Genomic DNA, 18,115 nt, shown 5'->3' on the forward strand with positions numbered 1-18,115 from the left:
GTAGCAGTAGCTTAACGCAAGGGTGTCTGTGGTGACGCAGAATCTGAAGGAAGCGGGCGGCAAACCTCCGGTCTGAGGAACACGAACTTCATATGAGGCTAGGTATCATTGGACGAGTTTGCGAAACAAAACAAAGTCCTTTCTGTCGAAGGTGATACAGAGTAAATGAAGCAGATAGGTGGAGGGAAAGATTGCACTCTTACCTGGGGAGGTCTGATGAGAACATGAAGTACCCTTCATAACCTACTTGGCGACAAGTAGCTGAATCATCAGAAGTCAGCAGAGGTCATAGTACAAATGGGTCTAGAACCATTTGGAAGGACTGAACAATTAAGAGAGAATAGCCCTTGGCATGCCGTTCTGGATGATGGAACACAGAAAACAGAGAAACCTCACATGATGAAGGTAGTGGTGAATCCCATGAGGTGCTTCATGGAGGGTGTAGTTCAGGCGGTTATAAGAAGACAAGTTATTCACGGAAAGGAACGAAATGGTGAAATTGAATCAAATTTTAGCACGACTGAATATGATACAAGCACTCAAGCGAGTTGAGGCGAATAAAGGAAGCCATGGAGTAGACATGATGCCCGTAAAATCCTTACGAGAGCACATCCTCGAAAATTGGGAATCCATTAAATCGCAGATTCTAGCGGGAACCTATGAACCGCAACCGGTGCGTCGTGTCGAAATCCCGAAACCAGACGGCGGTGTGCGTTTACTAGGTATCCCCACCGTGACAGACCGTTTGATTCAACAAGCTATATCGCAGATATTATCAGAGGAATATGATCCAATATTTTCGGATAATAGTTATGGATTTCGACCAAATCGGAGTGCCCATGACGCTGTCCGAAAAGCGAAAGGTTATTTGAAAGAAGGATATCGATGGGTTGTCGATATGGACTTAGAAAAGTTCTTTGACAAAGTCAATCATGACCGCTTAATGAGTACATTAGCAAAAAGAATTCAAGATAAGCCATTACTCAAACTCATCCGAAAATATCTCCAAGCCGGTGTCATGATAAATGGAGTGATTTCAAGTACAGAAGAAGGAACACCACAAGGTGGTCCACTCAGCCCGTTACTTTCAAACATCGTGTTAGATGAGCTCGATAAAGAATTAGAGAGACGAGGTCATAAATTCGTTCGGTACGCAGATGACTGTAATATTTACGTGAAAAGTAAACGTGCAGGCGAACGTACGATGGCAAGTGTACAGCGATTTATTGAAGGAAAACTACGACTTAAAGTAAATGAACAAAAGTCAGCAGTAGACCGACCGTGGAATCGGAAGTTCTTAGGGTTTAGTTTTACCTACCATAAAGAACCGAAGGTTCGTATTGCGAAAACAAGCCTACACCGAATGAAGAAAAAAATACGAGAAATTACCTCAAGAAAGATGCCATTTCCAATGGAATATCGCATTGAAAAACTAAATCAATATCTAACTGGCTGGTGTGGTTACTTCGCGCTCGCAGAGACACCAACAATATTTAAATCTTTAGACAGCTGGATTAAAAGAAGATTGCGAATGTGCCTTTGGAAGAATTGGAAGAGCCCACGAACAAGAGTCAGAAATCTCGCTCGCTTTAACATTCCTTATGGAAAAGCATATGAGTGGGGAAACAGTCGAAAAGGCTACTGGCGAATTTCAAATAGCCCCATATTACACAGAACCCTCGGCATTTCCTACTGGGAAAAGCAAGGGTTAAGAAGTCTGCAAGTTCGTTACGAATCTTTGCGTTACTCATCTTAATTGAACCGCCGTATACGGAACCGTACGTACGGTGGTGTGAGAGGTCGGGGGTTAATCACCCCCTCCTACTCGATTGTATCAGTATGATAATCACATTTATCTAGAAACGCTTCTGTATTTTCATTTGCTGTTAAGCTTTTTTCTGGATACATCTCATGTAATGCCTTAACCATTGATTTTCCAATCCCTTGATGTCGATGAGAAGGATTGACAGAGATATGCTGAATCATAATGAAATCATTATCAAATGAAGCGCCTATTAATCCAATGATATCTTCTCCTTCTTTCCATAAAAACAAACTTAAATCCTCTTCACATTCATACTGCTTCATCGTTTGCTGTAGTATTTTCAAGTCCTTTTCATTTGGCATAAAAGATAAGAGACCCATTGCAATTTTCTCAAAAGTTTTCTTATATCGTATTAACATCATTATCCCTCATTATGATTAAACGTTCCATCCATATTTTCCCCCAAACTTCACCAATTCAAACCTCTTTAGCATTATATAGATTGTGCGCTTCGTTTGTTCCGAAACTTTAAGCCTGCTTATGATGCCGAGTTTTTTGGTCCTTACTGAGATGGAACAATGAAAAACCAATAATATAATCCCCATGAGAGACTAAAAATGAAAAGTATAGCAAAGAGAAGCCAATTTTTTTTCTTCATAAATCGTTTAGTGTCCTCCCAAAAAAACATTATCACTATTTCTTTCTATATTCATTGATTCGTGGATTATTCTTATTTTACACGAAATGCCGCTAGATTACCATTATGCCAAATGGAATAGGAGCTTTTTCACTTAAATGGCATTTCCTGTTTCGGCACGATGAATGACCATTTAAACCTTTGGTCCATCGCCTTTTTCTTTGTTTAATGCAGCTAGTTGTACAAAAAAAAGCACCTGTATGAGGGTGCTTAATATTTTATCATTTCTTTCAGGGGCAAATCCATTCGAACTATATCTTCGAACGACTCTCTTCGAACGACGAGCTTTGCCTGCCCATTTTCAACAAAAACAATAGGTGGTCTAGGTATGCGATTATAATTATTGGCCATTGCATAACCATACGCACCTGTACAGAAAACCGCTAGTACATCATCGCTACTACTTTTTGGCAACGGTAAATCCCAAATAAGCATATCTCCTGACTCACAACATTTTCCAGCAATTGAAACCGTTTCTTCAGCTTTATCCAGTACTCGATTTGCCAGCACAGCTTCATATTTTGCTTGATAAAGAGCCGGACGGATATTATCACTCATCCCACCATCTACGGCAACATATTGGCGAATATTAGGCACTTCTTTTCTTGAACCAATTTTATAAAATGTCGTACCAGCATCACCAACTAAAGAGCGTCCTGGCTCAATCCAAATTTCTGGCATATTTAAAGCAAATTTTGCAACTTGTTTCTGAACCTCTTGAATGATTTCTGCAACGTATTGTGCTGCTGGAAGTGGCTTATCCTCATCTGTGTATCTTATGCCGAATCCACCACCTAAATTTAGCACCTTTGCTTCAAAGCTTAGTTTATCTTTCCAATCATACAGCTTTTGGCTAATCTTTTCTGCTGCTACAATAAAACCCGTTGTTTCAAAAATTTGCGATCCGATATGGCAATGTATTCCTAACATTTCTATTTTTGAAGATTCAAGTGCGATTTTCAATGCTTGCTCAGCTTGTCCATTTTGCAAATCAAAGCCGAATTTCGAATCTTCCTGACCTGTTAAAATATAATCATGTGTATGTGCTTCAATACCAGGTGTAACTCTTAAGAGGATTTTTGTTGTTTTCGCCATGTTTTCGCATAATGAACTTAGTAGCTCTAATTCATAGAAATTATCAACAACAATACATCCTATATTATTTTGTAAAGCCATTTCTAATTCAGCTTTACTTTTGTTATTCCCATGAAAATGAATACGTTCAGGTGGAAATTCAGCCATTAATGCTGTATAAAGCTCCCCACCAGAAACAACATCTAAAGATAATCCTTCTTCGTTTGCAAGTTGCGCCATAGCAATACAGGAAAATGCTTTACTCGCGTATGCTACTTGTGCAGCAACCCCAAGATTTTCAAATGTTTGCTTAAAGCCCCTTGCTCTCTCTCTCATTAATGCGACATCATATACATATAACGGCGTACCAAACTCCTGCACAAGTTCTACTGTATCCATTTCGCCTATTTCTAAATGTCCTTTAGCATTCACTTTCATCGTCCCGTGAAAATACATATTTTCCCCTCTTCCTAAAAGCATAGAATGCCTGTTTCCTTTACTATTTTATTCAAAAAAATGCAAATGTGACATATAAATACACCCTTTATTGTTCCGCAACATTAAATAGACAGAATTCATAAAAGAATTAAAAACACTTTAACATAAATATACATGAAGCTCAATTACTTTGTAAAAGTAAGTCCCTTCATTTGACCGGCTGTCTTACACGATCTTCAGTACGATTAATACTTGGGCGAAGCTTCGAACCTGGAATTGCACGACGAACTAATATTTGTAAAAATGCTTTTGGATAAAATGGAATAAATGGCCATAAATATGGTGTGTTCAGTGGTTTTTTACATGCAAGCCAAATAATGAATATTGTAATGGAGATAACAAAACCTGGAACGTGAAACAAAGCAACTGCAATTAAGAAGCAAAGCCTTGTGATCTTATTGGCGACACTTAATTCGTAGCTGGGAGTCGTATATGTTCCAATAGCAGCTAATGATACATAAAGGATTACTTCAGGAACGAAAAGTCCAACATCAATCGCAATTTGTCCGATCAAAACAGCAGCAATTAATCCCATAGCTGTCGCCAGTGGAGTCGGCGTATGAATGGCTGCCATTCTCAAAATCTCTATTCCAAAATCCGCAATGAATATTTGAAAAATGATGGGGACATTTGTTTCTTTGTTCGGTCCAATAAATGACAGCTTTTCTGGTAACAATGACGGCTCCAACACAAATAAAAACCAAAGGGGGAGCAGGAATAAGGATGAGACTATTCCAATAAAACGCATCCAACGTTCAAAAGTTCCTACAGCAGGGGATTGTCGATACTCTTCCGCATGCTGCATATGATAGAAATACGTTGTAGGTGTAATAATTACACTTGGTGATGTATCTACATATACAAGCACATGACCTTCAAGTAAATGGGTTGCAGCAACATCTGGACGCTCAGTATAACGAACATAAGGGAATGGATCATATCCTTGTTTAAATAAAAATTCCTCAATTGTTTTATCGGCCATTGGAATTCCATCAATTTTAATGGTTTCAATTTCTCGTTTTACAATTTCGATCAAATCTTTATTTGCAATGTCCTTTATATACGCAATCGCAACATCTGTCTTCGATCTTTCACCAACCGATGTAATTTCAAAACGGAGCCTTTCATCCCTGATTCTTCTTCTTGTTAATGCAGTATTCAATATAATGTTTTCAACAAATCCATCTCTAGACCCGCGAATAACTTTTTCCGTATCAGGTTCCAGAGGCGTTCTTCCTGGATAGCTACGGACATCTACAGCAAATGCAGTCGTTTCTCCCTCGATTACGACAACAATGAGTCCAGATAGGACTTGATCAACAAGTTCATCCATTGTCTTTATTTTCTCAACAGAATCATGTACAAGGCGATTTTCAATAATTTCAAAAATTTTCGAGGTTTGCTTTTCATTATCATTTATTTCAACAAGCTCTTCAATTAATCGACTTATAATTAGTGAGTCGGTTAAACCATTTACATAATAGAGGTCGACCCCTTTGCGAAGAATCTTTAGTCTCCTTAACCCTAAATCACAGCATACTTCTAGTCCAACTCGCTCTTCCATATATTTTTCTATTTTTTCTAAAGATTCAGGGATAGGCATTTTATTCTCCTGCTTGTTGTCTGACACGATAACCGCTCCTTTCTAATATAAGTTCAATAGCTTTCATTGTAATTGGAGAACCGTTTTCGTAATGATCCTTTTTCGCCATTTTACCAATATCACCGATTCCAACAATAATGGGTACGTTCAGTTCATCAAGACAATAAACTGTATCACCATTTAGTCTTCCTATTTCCAATTCAGGTATCCCAAATTTGTCGACCCCATATGGTGTAAGCTCTCCATTACAATCAATCGAAATATCAATTCTCGTCCATTCTGCCTGCTTTGTTTTCGCAGCTACAGCCAATATACCTAAAACATGAATATCTTCATGTCTCGCAACATATTTTAATGCTTTCTCTCCAGCACCTTCACCGACAAGCCCACTATCATCAAACATGACAAAAACAGGATCGTTTGCTGCTTTTTTAATGAGTTTTACAATTAGGGGACCATCTATAGATGTTGGATTGCCATGGGACAATGAAATGCACCTGCCTCCTACTTCCTTGGCGACATATTCAATTGATTTTCTAGCATAGTCATCCCCATCAGTTATTAAAATAACGTGCCGCTGCTTTTCCATAGCTAGATTATCCTCTCATCTACGAATTTAACTTACTTCCCTACAAAATAAATCCATTGAAATAAAGACCCGAATATTTTACCAAATACAATTGCCATTAACAGGATGATAATCTTTCGCTCAATCCCAATTCTTTTTGCCAGAATAGGTAAGACATTTAATACCTCGGTTAATGCTGCAGCTAACATACCTACAAATATTCCTGTAGCAAAGCCAATGAATATTAAAAGATAAGGGGTGAGTCGAAAGTAAAAATCCCATAAAGTAGCTAATCCACCTATCACCGCACCTAAAACGACTGCCCACTCATAGAAGCGAATCATTTTCATTGTTTTTGTAAGCTGAGTTAATCTTGGAATAATGCCTAAGACTGTCAAAAAAGCAACAAAACCAGAGCCAACCGCAAGCCCACCCGCTAAGCCGATAAAAATAACAAATAAAACATTAATCGTCGTCAAGACTTTTCATGCTTTCTTTGTTTTCATTTAATGAAATATACTGATCTAAATCCATCTGATAATTAAACATTTCAACTTCTAAAGGGCTTGGCTCTTCATTTAATCGCTTTTTAAAAAGATGATTAAAAAATAGAATCATTCCTAAACCTAATCCGAAGGAATATGGAATTTGAAAAATTAAAGGCTTTTTATCAACTTCACCCGTTATGATTGTATAAATACGCTGTTGGACTCGCTGCATACTAACATCTTCATGAAAGTTCATAATTGTAAGTGCTGCCCCAAAAAACAAAAGAAGCCACACGATTAAAAACAGTGGAATCGATACTTTACGCTTTTTCGAAATGACTTCAATAATTACTTGTGATGGACCGATCGTTTGAATATCAACGGGCTGAATCTTTTGGTTTACAAAACGAATTATTTTCATCACATCGATAACAATTATGTTTTGATCAAGTTCTGTAACTTTATAAATTGGGAGTTTCTCAAGCTTCTCAATGATAGTTTCAGCAGCGATAATTTGGGCAACATCTTTTAATAAAATCGTTTCGTGCGGTCGTACCTGTACTCGGTGGCACAAGCGAATATAAACTGTATGTTCCATTTCGTTCACTTCCCACACTTAATTTCCATATATAATAGTATGAGTTAGATATATTTTCTTCATGTTGGCCAAAAATTGGAAAGACCGCATGGATTACATTTAAATAGACTAAACTAATAAGAGGATATTATGTTCAATATATGAGCATATATCCTCTTATTTTATACATACTTGATTTATTAACTAATTATTGAAAATATAGTCTAATATGTATATAATAAAGAGAACATACGTTTGCTACAGCAAGGTGGAGGACGTAGCCCACACCGGGAGGCGTAGTGAGGTCTTTAGACCGAACGTTACTAAATTTTCGGAGGTGAAATGCTATTAGGGTTCAAGAGGTTATCTTGGAGAATAACAGTAAGAGGTACATATTATTGGATCAAAATGGATTCCCTGTAATGCCAGTTATGAAATATATAAAATATTTAGATAAGACAGGGAAAAGTCCTAATACTCAAAAAACATATTGCTATTCCATAAAACATTTTTTCACTTATTTGGAAGAAACAAATATAGATTATTGGTCTATTAGGTTAGAAGATTTAGTAGAGTTTGTGGGTTGGTTAAGAAGTCCTTATGAGAGTTCAAAAGTCACTCCTCTACAAAAAGAGAAAGCAAAGCGAACAGAAAAAACAATTAACCTTACAATTACAGTTATCGCAAACTTCTATGATTACCTCTACCGAAATGAAGAAGTACAAAATGACATGATGGAAAAGTTAATGAGGCAAGTTTTTACAGGAGGACACTCACGCTACAAAAGTTTCTTACATCATGTTAATAAGGACAAGCCGTCAATCAGAAACATACTAAAATTAAATGAACCACGCAAAAGAGTAGAAACACTCTCAAAAGAACAAGTATTACAAGCAACTACTAATATAAGAGATAGGTTCTTAATTCAATTGTTATTTGAAACAGGATTGCGTATTGGTGAAGCTCTCGCTCTTTTCATGGAGGATTTTGTTTATGATCATGGGAAGGGGCATCGGATTCGTTTAGTAGATCGTGGCGAGTTGAAAAATGGTGCTATGTTAAAAACAGGAGAACGAGAAATATATGTGTCACAATCCTTATTGGACTTATATGATGATTACTTGTATGAAGTGATTGACGAATTGGATTTAGATTCAAACTTTGTTTTTGTAAAGTTGCGAGGTAAAGATGTAGGGAAACCAATGGAATACTGGAATGTAGAATCCTTATTTAAGCGTTTAAAAAAGAAAACAGGGATAAACCTACACCCTCATCTATTCCGCCATACTCACGCTACAATCTATTATCAGAAAACGAAGGATATTAAACAAGTGCAAGAACGGTTAGGACACTCACAAATCCAAACAACCATGAACCTATACCTACATCCTTCGAATGAAGATATTCGAGAAGATTGGCAAAAGGCACAATCCGAATTTAACTTAAAGAAAAATAGCTGAAAGGAGTTAATGGATGAAGCAAATAAAGAATGTTCAGGTAAAAGGAATAGGTTTTCATGAAGGTTTACAAAGAGAACTTTCAATGTACTTCGAAAAAACAGTACATGAAGATGGTTCTGTTTCATTTGAAGAAGTAAACAATCCATATTTCTTAATCAACGACATATGGAGTATCTATGATATAGGTAAAATTAAGCAATTTAATAAAATGGTAACGAACTATAAGGATTCACTTAAATTTCTTAAGTTTCAATTCATCAATCCATCTATCAATTTACAAGTGAAATATGTGTATTATAAGAAACTGTTTAATGATTTGTGGTCAATCCAAACTGCATCTGAATATCAAAAATTGTTAAATAACTTGACGAAGTTCTTTAACGAGAAATATCCTAAACTATCATCTTTCTTGGGGTTAGATATTGATAAAGTAGAACGTGAGTATTTGTTTTGGTTGAATGAAATTGGACTGAAGACCCATTTTATTAAAAAACGAGAAATAAGAAAAGATTCTATCATAAAAACACCAGTAGCTAGTTTTTTGAGACTCATTTATAATGCCCTATTACGATTCACTGATAAACGTGAAGAATGGAAAAAAGACAAATGGGATATTCGTAATTTACATGAAAAATACGGTATTTATTACAATAAATCCGATAAAAATTATTTCCTTAATATTTACAATATTGACCCAAGAGTTCGTGAGCAAGTTAAAAAATACTATAAACAACGGTTATTAAGTAAAAATAACTTCTCTTGGAGTACAGCAATAAAATATCTTTATTCTTTATCTGAATTTTTCAAGTTTATCTTCTCTAAGGAAAAATCATGGTTTGATATAAAATCCTTAAAACGTCATCATATTGAAGAGTACGTTGAATACTTACATGAATACGCTAAAAACAATCTAAAACGACGAGACTCGAATCCTGAACTGTATGTATATCAATCATTAACATACTTACAAAAGTTTCTTGAGGATATTCAACGATATGAGTATGAAATGGCTCCCGCCACTCATGTAAGATTGTTAATCTATCCTGAAGATAAGCCTAAAATAAGAAAAAAATCAATTGATGAAATTGATTACATCCCTGACTATGTATTAGAGCAACTCTTTACTCATATTGATGACTTGCATAAAGATGTTATTCCTGTTGTCATGGTTGCATTTAAAACAGGCCTTAGAATTTCCGATGTATTAGGGTTAACTTCTGATTGCTTGGTGAAACTAAATGGTCAATACTCCATTGAAACTGATATTGAAAAAACCTATGTTAAAGGGCACCGAATCCCCATTGATGATGAATTAGCTGGAATCCTTGCGGTTTTGATAGAAAAATCTAAAAAGCATAGCAATCAAGATAACAATCCCGAAGGTTATATTTTCGTTCGTTATCGTGGTCAAAGGAAAGGAAAACCTTTTGATCAAGATTTTATAAGAGTAGAATTAAACGTATTGGCAATGAAAAAGAATATCACTGATGAAAGTGGAATCTTATTTCATTTTAAAACTCACCAATTCCGACATACTTATGGGGTGAAGATGTTAAACGGTGGTGCGGATATACTGACGGTACAGGAGCTTTTAGCACACGCTTCACCAGAAATGACATTAAGGTATGCAAGACTATTAGACGATACGAAAAGAAAGGCATTTGAATCGGTAATCAGGCAAGGAGTTTTCACATTTAACCTAAACGGCGAAGTACAGGAAATCAGGGCAGATGAAGACATACCAACCGATATATTAGATGCCTTATGGCAGGATCACAAGCTGAATGCGATGGACAACCCTTATGGAACATGTCACGCTCGATTAAACGGAAGCTGTCCTTATATGGAAGCCCCACCCTGTCTTACTTGCGGTGACAATCAAACACCATGTAAGGATTTAGCTGTTGGCTTTTCAGAGTTAGATAAGGAAAAATATGAGCTTCACATTAAAACAACTATAAAAGCAATTGAAATAGCAAAACAAAGAGGTCGAAAAGATATAGCTGAGAAAAACGAAAGAAATTTACAACGGTATCAGAACATTTTAAATACCCTTCAAGGAGGAAATATTATCTTTGGTAGACAAGCCCGTATCAAAAGAAATTTAGGTGTTCAAAATGGCTGAATATGATCGTTCAGCCCACTTGAAAGCCATTCATGCGATTCGTAGAGCTAACACCTATCAGAAGGTAGACGAAGCCATTAAAAGGCTTATTAAAGCTAATGAAAAAATAAATTTCAACAGTGTATCCAATGAAGCTGGTATATCAAAAGCAACACTGTATAACAACAAGGAATTCCGTTCGAGAATTGAAACATTACGAAATCAGCAATTACAAGTACCTACACCGAAACAAGTAAAACGAGAAATGAACGAAAGCAATAAAGATGCCCTTATCGCCTCACTAAAAAGAAAGAACAAAAAATTGGAGGAAGAAAATAAACAACTCAGAGAGCAACTGAAAGTTGCTTATGCAGATGTTTATAAAAAGTTATAAAGGAGAATAACCTTCTACCCCTCTTCTTCACCTAACGGGCAATTTAGTTGAAGAATAATTTAAAGATTTCAGTGAAAAATACTCATTAATTAAATCTATATTAAAGGAGTTTTCGATGAAGAAATTCCTGGTAATATTATCTGTTGTTCTTCTTAGCATCCATATTAATAACCATCAAGTGGTTGCGGAAAAACTTTCAGGAAATCTTGATGCCCAAAGTGAGCAACCTGATTGTAAACTTATATATGATACATTGATTACATCACTTGAACCATCCATACAAAAGGAAATAATTAATTACTATGGATATCCTAAACAATATGGTTTATATGATGCTAAGATTTTGAGTATCATCAGAGGGCATGAGGGTCAGTTTAGCTTTATTGCAAAAATCCAAGTCACAACATTTGACCATGCACATGACCCTCCTTATGGTAAGGAAACAATGACTTTCAAAATAGACACATTTGGGGTTAAAACAATTAGCTTTCAACATGAGGGAGATAAATTAGAAAAGGATATAAATGAATTTTATAAAGCAACACTTTCAGATATAAAACAGTCTTTTAATTTGAATTCAGAGTCTTACTCTTCTTACACATACAATCAATTGCAATACCAAACAGAAATAAATAAGGAATTTAAATCTTTATTTAATATTGCAGAAGAAATCGTAACAAACGTTTTGCTTCCTGAGAGAGAGATACCCTACAAAAATGTTATTGACCCTGTAACCATTATTAAAGGAAATACAGGTTATATTCTCTTTAAAAAGTCTGATGGTACAAATGTAAATTATCAAGTACAAAAGAAAGATGGTAATTGGATAGTAACAGATAAAAATAGTAAACAAGGTAAGAAAATGGATTATAAATTACCATGGTATGTATGAAAAAAATTAAACCTACTGATTAATTCACTTAAAACGAGGGCTATTCTTCAAGAAGGAGAATAGCTCTTTCTTATTGAAGTATTGGAAGTTTAGTTGAATGTCTCTATGGACAGCTTAAAAACCAAAAGGGAGTGTCCTCATGAAGAAGCTTTACTTAATCATTTTGTCTGTGTTTATTTTTTCAATAGTTCACTTGCAAAATCCAATTCACATCTTGGCTAAAGATAATTATCTATTTCCAGATAATAAGGAAAAGCAATTTATTAGTGCCGAGGAGTATTTTCTTAATGGCAGCCTAACGAATTATACCGAATATAAGGAAGCTGATATAAATTTTCGGCAAAAATTGCTTTACAAGGACTTAAAATCGTTTATCAAATCCAAAGTGACTGATTATTACTACATAAATTTATACAATGTTTATGCCGATCCACATAGTGGAGTTAGTCCTAATCGCCAAGTGTATTTTTATTGTTCCATACTAAACACTGATAAGTCCCTCAAATATAAATATATAATTTTGGATGCAGAAACCTTTAAACAAATAGTAAAAGGTGATGGAACAAGTTTTAAATTTAAGGATTGAATCTTCTTGTACTATTGGGGGAGTTAGTTCAACAAGAAAAGACATAACATATTAGTCATATAAAATATGTTATGTCCTTTATTTTATCTAACTTTTAATAATTTTGGTCTTGATTAACGTTAATCCATGCGGTCTTTCATTTGTTGAAGAATCTTTTTCTCAAGGCGAGAAACTTGGACTTGTGAAATACCAAGCCTGACAGCAACTTCTGATTGTGTTTGATCCTTATAGTAGCGTAAATACACGATTAATCTCTCTCGATTATCAAGTTCATTAATCGCTTCTTTTAAGGCAATTTTGTCAAACCATTTCCCTTCATTTCCATCATCAATTTGATCGAGAAGCGTAATCGGATCTCCATCATTTTCATATACTGTTTCATGAATCGAAGTAGGTGTTCGGCTTGCATCCTGAGCTAAAATAATATCTTCAGCAGGGATGTCAAGATGCTCGGACAATTCATTAATGGTTGGAATCCTCCCGAGGATTTTTGACAATTCATCTTTAGCTCGCCTAATTTTATTGCTCATCTCTTTTAAGGAACGACTTACTTTTATTGTGCCGTCATCTCTAATAAAACGTTGAATTTCTCCAATTATCATCGGAACTGCGTACGTTGAGAATTTCACATCATAACTAAGATCAAATTTATCAACTGACTTTAATAAACCAATGCAACCGATTTGAAAAAGGTCATCTGGTTCATATCCCCTGTTTAGAAAACGTTGCACGACTGACCAGACGAGTCTCATGTTTTTTTGCACAATTAAATCACGTGCTTCTTGATCTCCATCTTGGCTTCTCTTGATGAGTTCCTTTACTTCATGGTCCTTCAAAAACGTTTGGCTATTTTCCGTTTTAACCTCCACATCCATAGCAAGACTCCCTTAATTGCATAGCATTTTATTTTTTGCTAGATGCTTTCTTAATCGGATCTCTGTGCCTTTTCCAAGTTGTGAACTTATTTCAATTTCATCCATAAAGTTTTCCATAATCGTAAATCCCATTCCAGATCTTTCAAGTTCAGGCTTTGTCGTATATAACGGTATGCGTGCTTCATCAATATCTGGAATTCCTAAGCCATCATCCTTAATCGAAAGTTCCACTAATCCATCTTCGATTTTGACCGTAATGTAAATGATACCATTCGGATCTTGTTCATACCCGTGAATAATGGAGTTTGTTACTGCTTCTGACACAACGGTTTTTATTTCGGTAAGCTCATCCATTGTCGGATCAAGTTGACTGACAAATGCTGCGACCGTAACACGAGCAAATGATTCATTCTGACTTAATGCACTAAATTTAAGCTGCATTTCATTTTTCATCTTACGCAACCCCCAGTCTTTGCAAAGCAAATTCTTCCGTCGGTTCTAAACTAATGATTTTAAAAAGGCCCGACATGTCAAATAATCTTTGAACGGCTGGAGAGATTGCACAAACAACCATTTCACCATGCTGTTGTTTAATTTGTTTATATCTGCCTAGAATAACACCTAGTCCAGAGCTGTCCATAAAAGTTAAATGCTCAAGATTTAAGATAATATGATGAATATCATATTCTTCAATCGCCTTCGTTGCTTGCTCTCTAAGAATATCGGCAGAATGATGATCAAGTTCTCCGGTTAACCGAATACATAGAACGTCACTTTTTACTTCTAAGTCGATCGTTAGACTCACTATATTAGCCTCCTTATTTCAAATCCTACCACGTTTTATCATGATAGCCTTTTGGCCCCTTTATAGTGAATCCAATTCGCTGTTCAAATGCAGATTTCCTTCCTACAGACAAAACTAGTGTTCATTCGCTAAAAATATAAACAATCTTAACCCTTTCGACAAAAGCGGTGCCAGGCACTACCAAAAGACAGTTTGCCCTATTTGTCCACGAGTGGTGCCTGGCACCACAAAAAGACAGTGGATGTGTTTTTAACTTCCTGCTTTTGTAAACATACCCATTGATCGTTTGTATAACGTCCACCAGCTTGCTTTAGGGCTAGATTCTTTTGCAACAAGAGGGCTTTCGACTAATGTTTTTCCATCTTGCTCAAGCTTTAAAACACCCACTTTATCTCCTTTTTTTACAGGTGCTTTTATGTTTTTATCTAAAATGACTGTCTGCTTAATGTGTTCTAATCCTTCGCCTTTTTTCGTTAAAAGGGAGATTGGTTCGCTTGTGAGTGCCTCAATTCGCTTCTTTTCACCTTTGCTTACTGCCACTTGCCCAAGTGACATATTTCTTTTAAACATTGGATGTGTTTTATATTGGCTAAAAGCATAATCTAGCATTTTCGTTACTTGAGCATTCCGCTCTTTTGATGTTGGTGCACCAAATACGACGGCAATGACTCTCATTCCATCTTTTTCTGCAGTAGCGGTTAAACAGTATTTAGCTTCATTCGTAAAACCTGTTTTTAACCCATCCACACCTGGATAAAATCGAACAAGCTTATTTGTATTGACGAGCCAAAATTTCTTATCTGTATCTTCACGAAGATATGATTCATAAACGCTCGTAAATTTAGTTATCTCTTCATACTTAAGGAGTTCCTTCGCCATTATTGCCATATCATGTGCTGTACTATGATCATTTTTCCCTGGTAAACCAGTTGCAGATTTAAACTCTGTATTTTTTAATCCTAGCTCTTTTGCTTTTTTATTCATTAACTTGACAAACTCTTCCTCAGAGCCTGCCAACCTTTCTGCCATCGCCACTGATGCATCATTTCCTGAAGCAATCGCAATGCCTTCTAACATTTGCTTTGTTGTCATCTCTTCTCCTGGCTCCAGAAATATTTGTGATCCTCCCATTGAAGCTGCATATTCACTTGTGCGAATTTTCTCGTTCATTGATAGTTTACCTTTGTCAAGTGCTTCCATTATTAGCAGCATTGTCATTACCTTCGTCATACTTGCAGGAGGAAGTTGCTCATGACTGTTTTTTTCAAATAATACTGTTCCAGTATCACGCTCGATTAAAATAGCAGATTTCACATTTTCAACTAAATCTACTCCTTCTTCTCTTGCTAGTGTAGAAGGAACGAAGACTGAAATTAATAAGAAAGACATTACAATAAATGAGACGATCCGTTTCATCACATAACCCTCCATTCTATATAACTCCCATTCTTACCACATAAACCAAATTTATACTTTTTATTCCAATAAGGTTTGGATAAATTTTTAGAATGGTGCATAACCTAATATTTGGGTTAAATAAAAAAAACGCTAGTGAATGTTCATTCTACTAGCGTTTTAAGTAATTTTTTATTTATTTTGTTATTTCTTCATGAATGAGTTTTGGTGCAGCTATTTTTTCACTTGAAATCATAATATTTTCATATAGCTTCGTTTTTACTTCGTCGACATTAGCAAAATTACTATAAATCGTGACGATGGACTCACCTTTACTCACCTTGTCGCCAATTTTCTTACGTAGTACTAGACCAACCGCCAGGTCAATAACAGAATCCTTCGTTGCTCTGCCTGCTCCAAGAAGCATCGCGGCCGTTCCAATTTCATCTGCAACGATTTCAGAAACATATCCATCCGTAAGTGCAGGAAGTTCAATTATAAATTTGGCTTGTGGAAGTCTCTCAGGATGGTCAACGACAGATGGATCTCCTCCTTGAGAGCTTAAGAATGTTTTAAAAGTGTCTAAAGCTTTTCCATTCTTTATCACTTCCATAAGCATTTCACGAGCTTCTCCTAATGAACTGGCTTGATTAGCGAGAACAACCATATGACTTCCTAATGTTAAGCTTAATTCAGTTAAGTCTTCTGGTCCTTCTCCTTTTAAAGTGTCGATTGCTTCTTTTACTTCAAGTGCATTTCCGATCGCATAACCAAGCGGTTGGCTCATATCTGAGATGACTGCCATCGTGTTTCTTCCAACACTATTGCCAATTTGAACCATCGCCTTCGCCAGTTCACGAGAATCATCAAGTGTTTTCATAAATGCTCCTGCACCTGTTTTTACATCAAGAACAATGGCGTCAGCACCTGCTGCAATTTTTTTACTCATAATCGAGCCGGCAATCAATGGAATGCTATTGACTGTTGCTGTAACATCTCGAAGAGCATATAGCTTCTTGTCAGCAGGTGTGAGGTTTCCACTTTGACCGATTACCGCAATTTTATTTTTATTCACAAGATTAATAAATTCTTCATTTTCTAATTCAACATGAAAACCTGCAACAGATTCAAGTTTATCAATCGTACCGCCAGTATGCCCAAGTCCGCGACCTGACATTTTTGCTACTGGAACTCCTACAGCTGCGACTAATGGTCCTAAAACAAGAGTTGTCGTATCACCAACTCCCCCTGTCGAGTGTTTATCCACTTTAATTCCATTAATTTTCGACAGATCAATTTTGTCACCTGATTCAACCATTTCCATTGTCAAATCAGCTCTTTCTTTTTCTGTCATCCCTTGAAAGAAAATAGCCATTAATAGTGCACTAACTTGATAATCCGGAATTGTCCCATCCGTGTAGCCTTTAGTAAAAAATTGAATTTCTTCAGTTGTAAGTTCTTTGCCATCCCGCTTATGCTCAATTATATCAACCATTCTCATTTTAAATCACCCACTATAGCTTTAACATAACGCAAAAAGTCAACCTTTACTTTTTCAGTCGTTTCAATTACGTCCTCATGATTTAAAGGTTGATCCAATATTCCAGCTGCCATATTGGAAATACAAGAGATTCCTAGGACATCCAAGCCCGCATGTCTGGCGACAATCACTTCAGGTACAGTAGACATCCCAACAGCATCTCCTCCTAAATGACGGATCATACGAACCTCTGCTGGGGTTTCATATGTTGGACCTGTATTCCCAACATAAACACCTTCACGAATAGGAAGATTTAACGAAGCAGCAATCTCCTTCGCTTTGCTCCTCAGAGCACTTGAATATGCTTCAGACATATCTAGAAAACGAACACCCATCTGATTGTCATTAGGTCCAATTAATGGATTGCTGCCCATATTATTAATATGATCAGTAATAAGCATTAAATCTCCTGGTGAAAAATTCTCGTTCACTCCACCTGCAGCATTCGTGACAATTAATTGCTTAACACCGAGTTCCTTCATAACCCGAATTGGAAAAGTTACTTTATCGAATGAATACCCTTCATAATAATGAAAGCGTCCTTGCATAACAACAACTTGAACTCCATTGAGCAATCCAAAAACAAGCTGTCCAGCATGTCCTTCTACTGTTGAAACTGGAAAATTTGGAATCTCATTATATGGGATTTTAATCGCGTGTTCGACTTCATCCCCTAAAACACCTAGTCCTGAGCCAAGAATTAACCCAATTTGTGGCTGCTGATCATATTTTTCTTTTAAAAAGTTTGCAGCTTTTTGAATCTTTGAAAGTTCCAAGTTCTATCCCTCCTATAG

Annotated in this window: 19 protein-coding genes; 7 read left to right on the forward strand and 12 right to left on the reverse strand. The window is 36.2% G+C overall.

The window, feature by feature from the left end:
- Positions 1–297: 297 nt before the first annotated feature.
- Together KDN24_RS16365 and ltrA are read left to right on the forward strand one after the other, a co-directional pair.
- Positions 298–552, forward strand: coding sequence for a hypothetical protein (locus KDN24_RS16365; protein WP_409970504.1), 255 nt, complete (start codon positions 298–300; stop codon positions 550–552).
- A complete protein-coding gene (ltrA, locus tag KDN24_RS16370; protein WP_491348469.1) occupies positions 494–1,756 on the forward strand; it encodes a group II intron reverse transcriptase/maturase in 1,263 nt (420 codons plus the stop codon). The genes KDN24_RS16365 and ltrA overlap by 59 nt, the downstream gene beginning before the upstream one ends.
- A gap of 65 nt (positions 1,757–1,821) precedes the next feature.
- On the opposite strand, the gene KDN24_RS16375 is transcribed toward ltrA, so the two are convergent.
- The 6 genes from KDN24_RS16375 to KDN24_RS16400 all read right to left on the reverse strand — a co-directional run bounded on the left by KDN24_RS16375 (position 1,822) and on the right by KDN24_RS16400 (position 7,291).
- The gene (locus KDN24_RS16375; RefSeq protein ID WP_409970519.1) at positions 1,822–2,184 is read right to left on the reverse strand and encodes a GNAT family N-acetyltransferase; all 363 of its coding nucleotides are present in this window, start codon (positions 2,182–2,184) and stop codon (positions 1,822–1,824) included.
- 488 nt (positions 2,185–2,672) lie between these two features.
- On the reverse strand, positions 2,673–3,992 hold the full coding sequence (lysA, locus tag KDN24_RS16380) for a diaminopimelate decarboxylase (protein WP_409970520.1): 1,320 nt from the start codon (positions 3,990–3,992) through the stop codon (positions 2,673–2,675).
- A 190-nt stretch (positions 3,993–4,182) separates the two neighbouring features.
- Positions 4,183–5,637: a spore germination protein gene (locus tag KDN24_RS16385; protein ID WP_491348490.1), complete on the reverse strand. Its 1,455-nt coding sequence runs from the start codon at positions 5,635–5,637 to the stop codon at positions 4,183–4,185.
- Between the two features lies 1 nt (position 5,638).
- Positions 5,639–6,226, reverse strand: coding sequence for a stage V sporulation protein SpoVABEA (gene spoVAEA / locus KDN24_RS16390; protein ID WP_409970521.1), 588 nt, complete (start codon positions 6,224–6,226; stop codon positions 5,639–5,641).
- 32 nt (positions 6,227–6,258) lie between these two features.
- Entirely contained in the window at positions 6,259–6,684 is a 426-nt protein-coding gene (locus KDN24_RS16395) for a stage V sporulation protein AB (RefSeq protein ID WP_409970522.1), read from the reverse strand.
- Positions 6,671–7,291, reverse strand: coding sequence for a stage V sporulation protein AA (locus KDN24_RS16400; RefSeq protein WP_409970523.1), 621 nt, complete (start codon positions 7,289–7,291; stop codon positions 6,671–6,673). The genes KDN24_RS16395 and KDN24_RS16400 overlap by 14 nt, the downstream gene beginning before the upstream one ends.
- Positions 7,292–7,617: 326 nt before the next feature.
- On the opposite strand from KDN24_RS16400, the gene KDN24_RS16405 reads away from it, so the two are divergent.
- The 5 genes from KDN24_RS16405 to KDN24_RS16425 all read left to right on the forward strand — a co-directional run bounded on the left by KDN24_RS16405 (position 7,618) and on the right by KDN24_RS16425 (position 12,706).
- Positions 7,618–8,730, forward strand: coding sequence for a tyrosine-type recombinase/integrase (locus KDN24_RS16405; protein WP_409970513.1), 1,113 nt, complete (start codon positions 7,618–7,620; stop codon positions 8,728–8,730).
- A 13-nt stretch (positions 8,731–8,743) separates the two neighbouring features.
- Positions 8,744–10,855, forward strand: coding sequence for a tyrosine-type recombinase/integrase (locus KDN24_RS16410; RefSeq protein ID WP_409970512.1), 2,112 nt, complete (start codon positions 8,744–8,746; stop codon positions 10,853–10,855).
- Entirely contained in the window at positions 10,848–11,228 is a 381-nt protein-coding gene (locus tag KDN24_RS16415) for a DUF6262 family protein (protein WP_491348079.1), read from the forward strand. The genes KDN24_RS16410 and KDN24_RS16415 overlap by 8 nt, the downstream gene beginning before the upstream one ends.
- A 115-nt stretch (positions 11,229–11,343) precedes the next feature.
- Positions 11,344–12,120, forward strand: coding sequence for a DUF3888 domain-containing protein (locus KDN24_RS16420; protein ID WP_491348080.1), 777 nt, complete (start codon positions 11,344–11,346; stop codon positions 12,118–12,120).
- Positions 12,121–12,259: 139 nt separating this feature from the next.
- Positions 12,260–12,706 carry a hypothetical protein gene (locus KDN24_RS16425; RefSeq protein ID WP_409970505.1) on the forward strand — a complete coding sequence of 149 codons (447 nt, stop codon included), beginning with the start codon at positions 12,260–12,262 and terminating at the stop codon, positions 12,704–12,706.
- Between the two features lie 119 nt (positions 12,707–12,825).
- On the opposite strand, the gene sigF is transcribed toward KDN24_RS16425, so the two are convergent.
- The 6 genes from sigF to KDN24_RS16455 form a co-directional block, all read right to left on the reverse strand.
- The gene (gene sigF / locus KDN24_RS16430; protein WP_409972474.1) at positions 12,826–13,581 is read right to left on the reverse strand and encodes an RNA polymerase sporulation sigma factor SigF; all 756 of its coding nucleotides are present in this window, start codon (positions 13,579–13,581) and stop codon (positions 12,826–12,828) included.
- A gap of 12 nt (positions 13,582–13,593) precedes the next feature.
- Positions 13,594–14,034: an anti-sigma F factor gene (gene spoIIAB, locus KDN24_RS16435; protein ID WP_409972473.1), complete on the reverse strand. Its 441-nt coding sequence runs from the start codon at positions 14,032–14,034 to the stop codon at positions 13,594–13,596.
- A gap of 1 nt (position 14,035) precedes the next feature.
- Complete coding sequence (spoIIAA, locus tag KDN24_RS16440; protein ID WP_409972472.1) at positions 14,036–14,386, reverse strand: anti-sigma F factor antagonist; 351 nt, start codon at positions 14,384–14,386, stop codon at positions 14,036–14,038.
- Positions 14,387–14,635: 249 nt separating this feature from the next.
- Positions 14,636–15,802, reverse strand: coding sequence for a D-alanyl-D-alanine carboxypeptidase family protein (locus tag KDN24_RS16445; protein ID WP_409972471.1), 1,167 nt, complete (start codon positions 15,800–15,802; stop codon positions 14,636–14,638).
- Between the two features lie 175 nt (positions 15,803–15,977).
- Positions 15,978–17,282, reverse strand: coding sequence for a pyrimidine-nucleoside phosphorylase (locus KDN24_RS16450; protein ID WP_491348081.1), 1,305 nt, complete (start codon positions 17,280–17,282; stop codon positions 15,978–15,980).
- On the reverse strand, positions 17,279–18,097 hold the full coding sequence (locus KDN24_RS16455; RefSeq protein WP_409972469.1) for a purine-nucleoside phosphorylase: 819 nt from the start codon (positions 18,095–18,097) through the stop codon (positions 17,279–17,281). Before KDN24_RS16455 ends, KDN24_RS16450 begins: the two co-directional genes overlap by 4 nt.
- Positions 18,098–18,115 lie beyond the last annotated feature (18 nt).

Origin of the sequence: Cytobacillus sp. Bva_UNVM-123, from assembly GCF_046351715.2 — a bacterium.
Taxonomy (GTDB): Bacteria; Bacillota; Bacilli; order Bacillales; family Cytobacillaceae; genus Cytobacillus.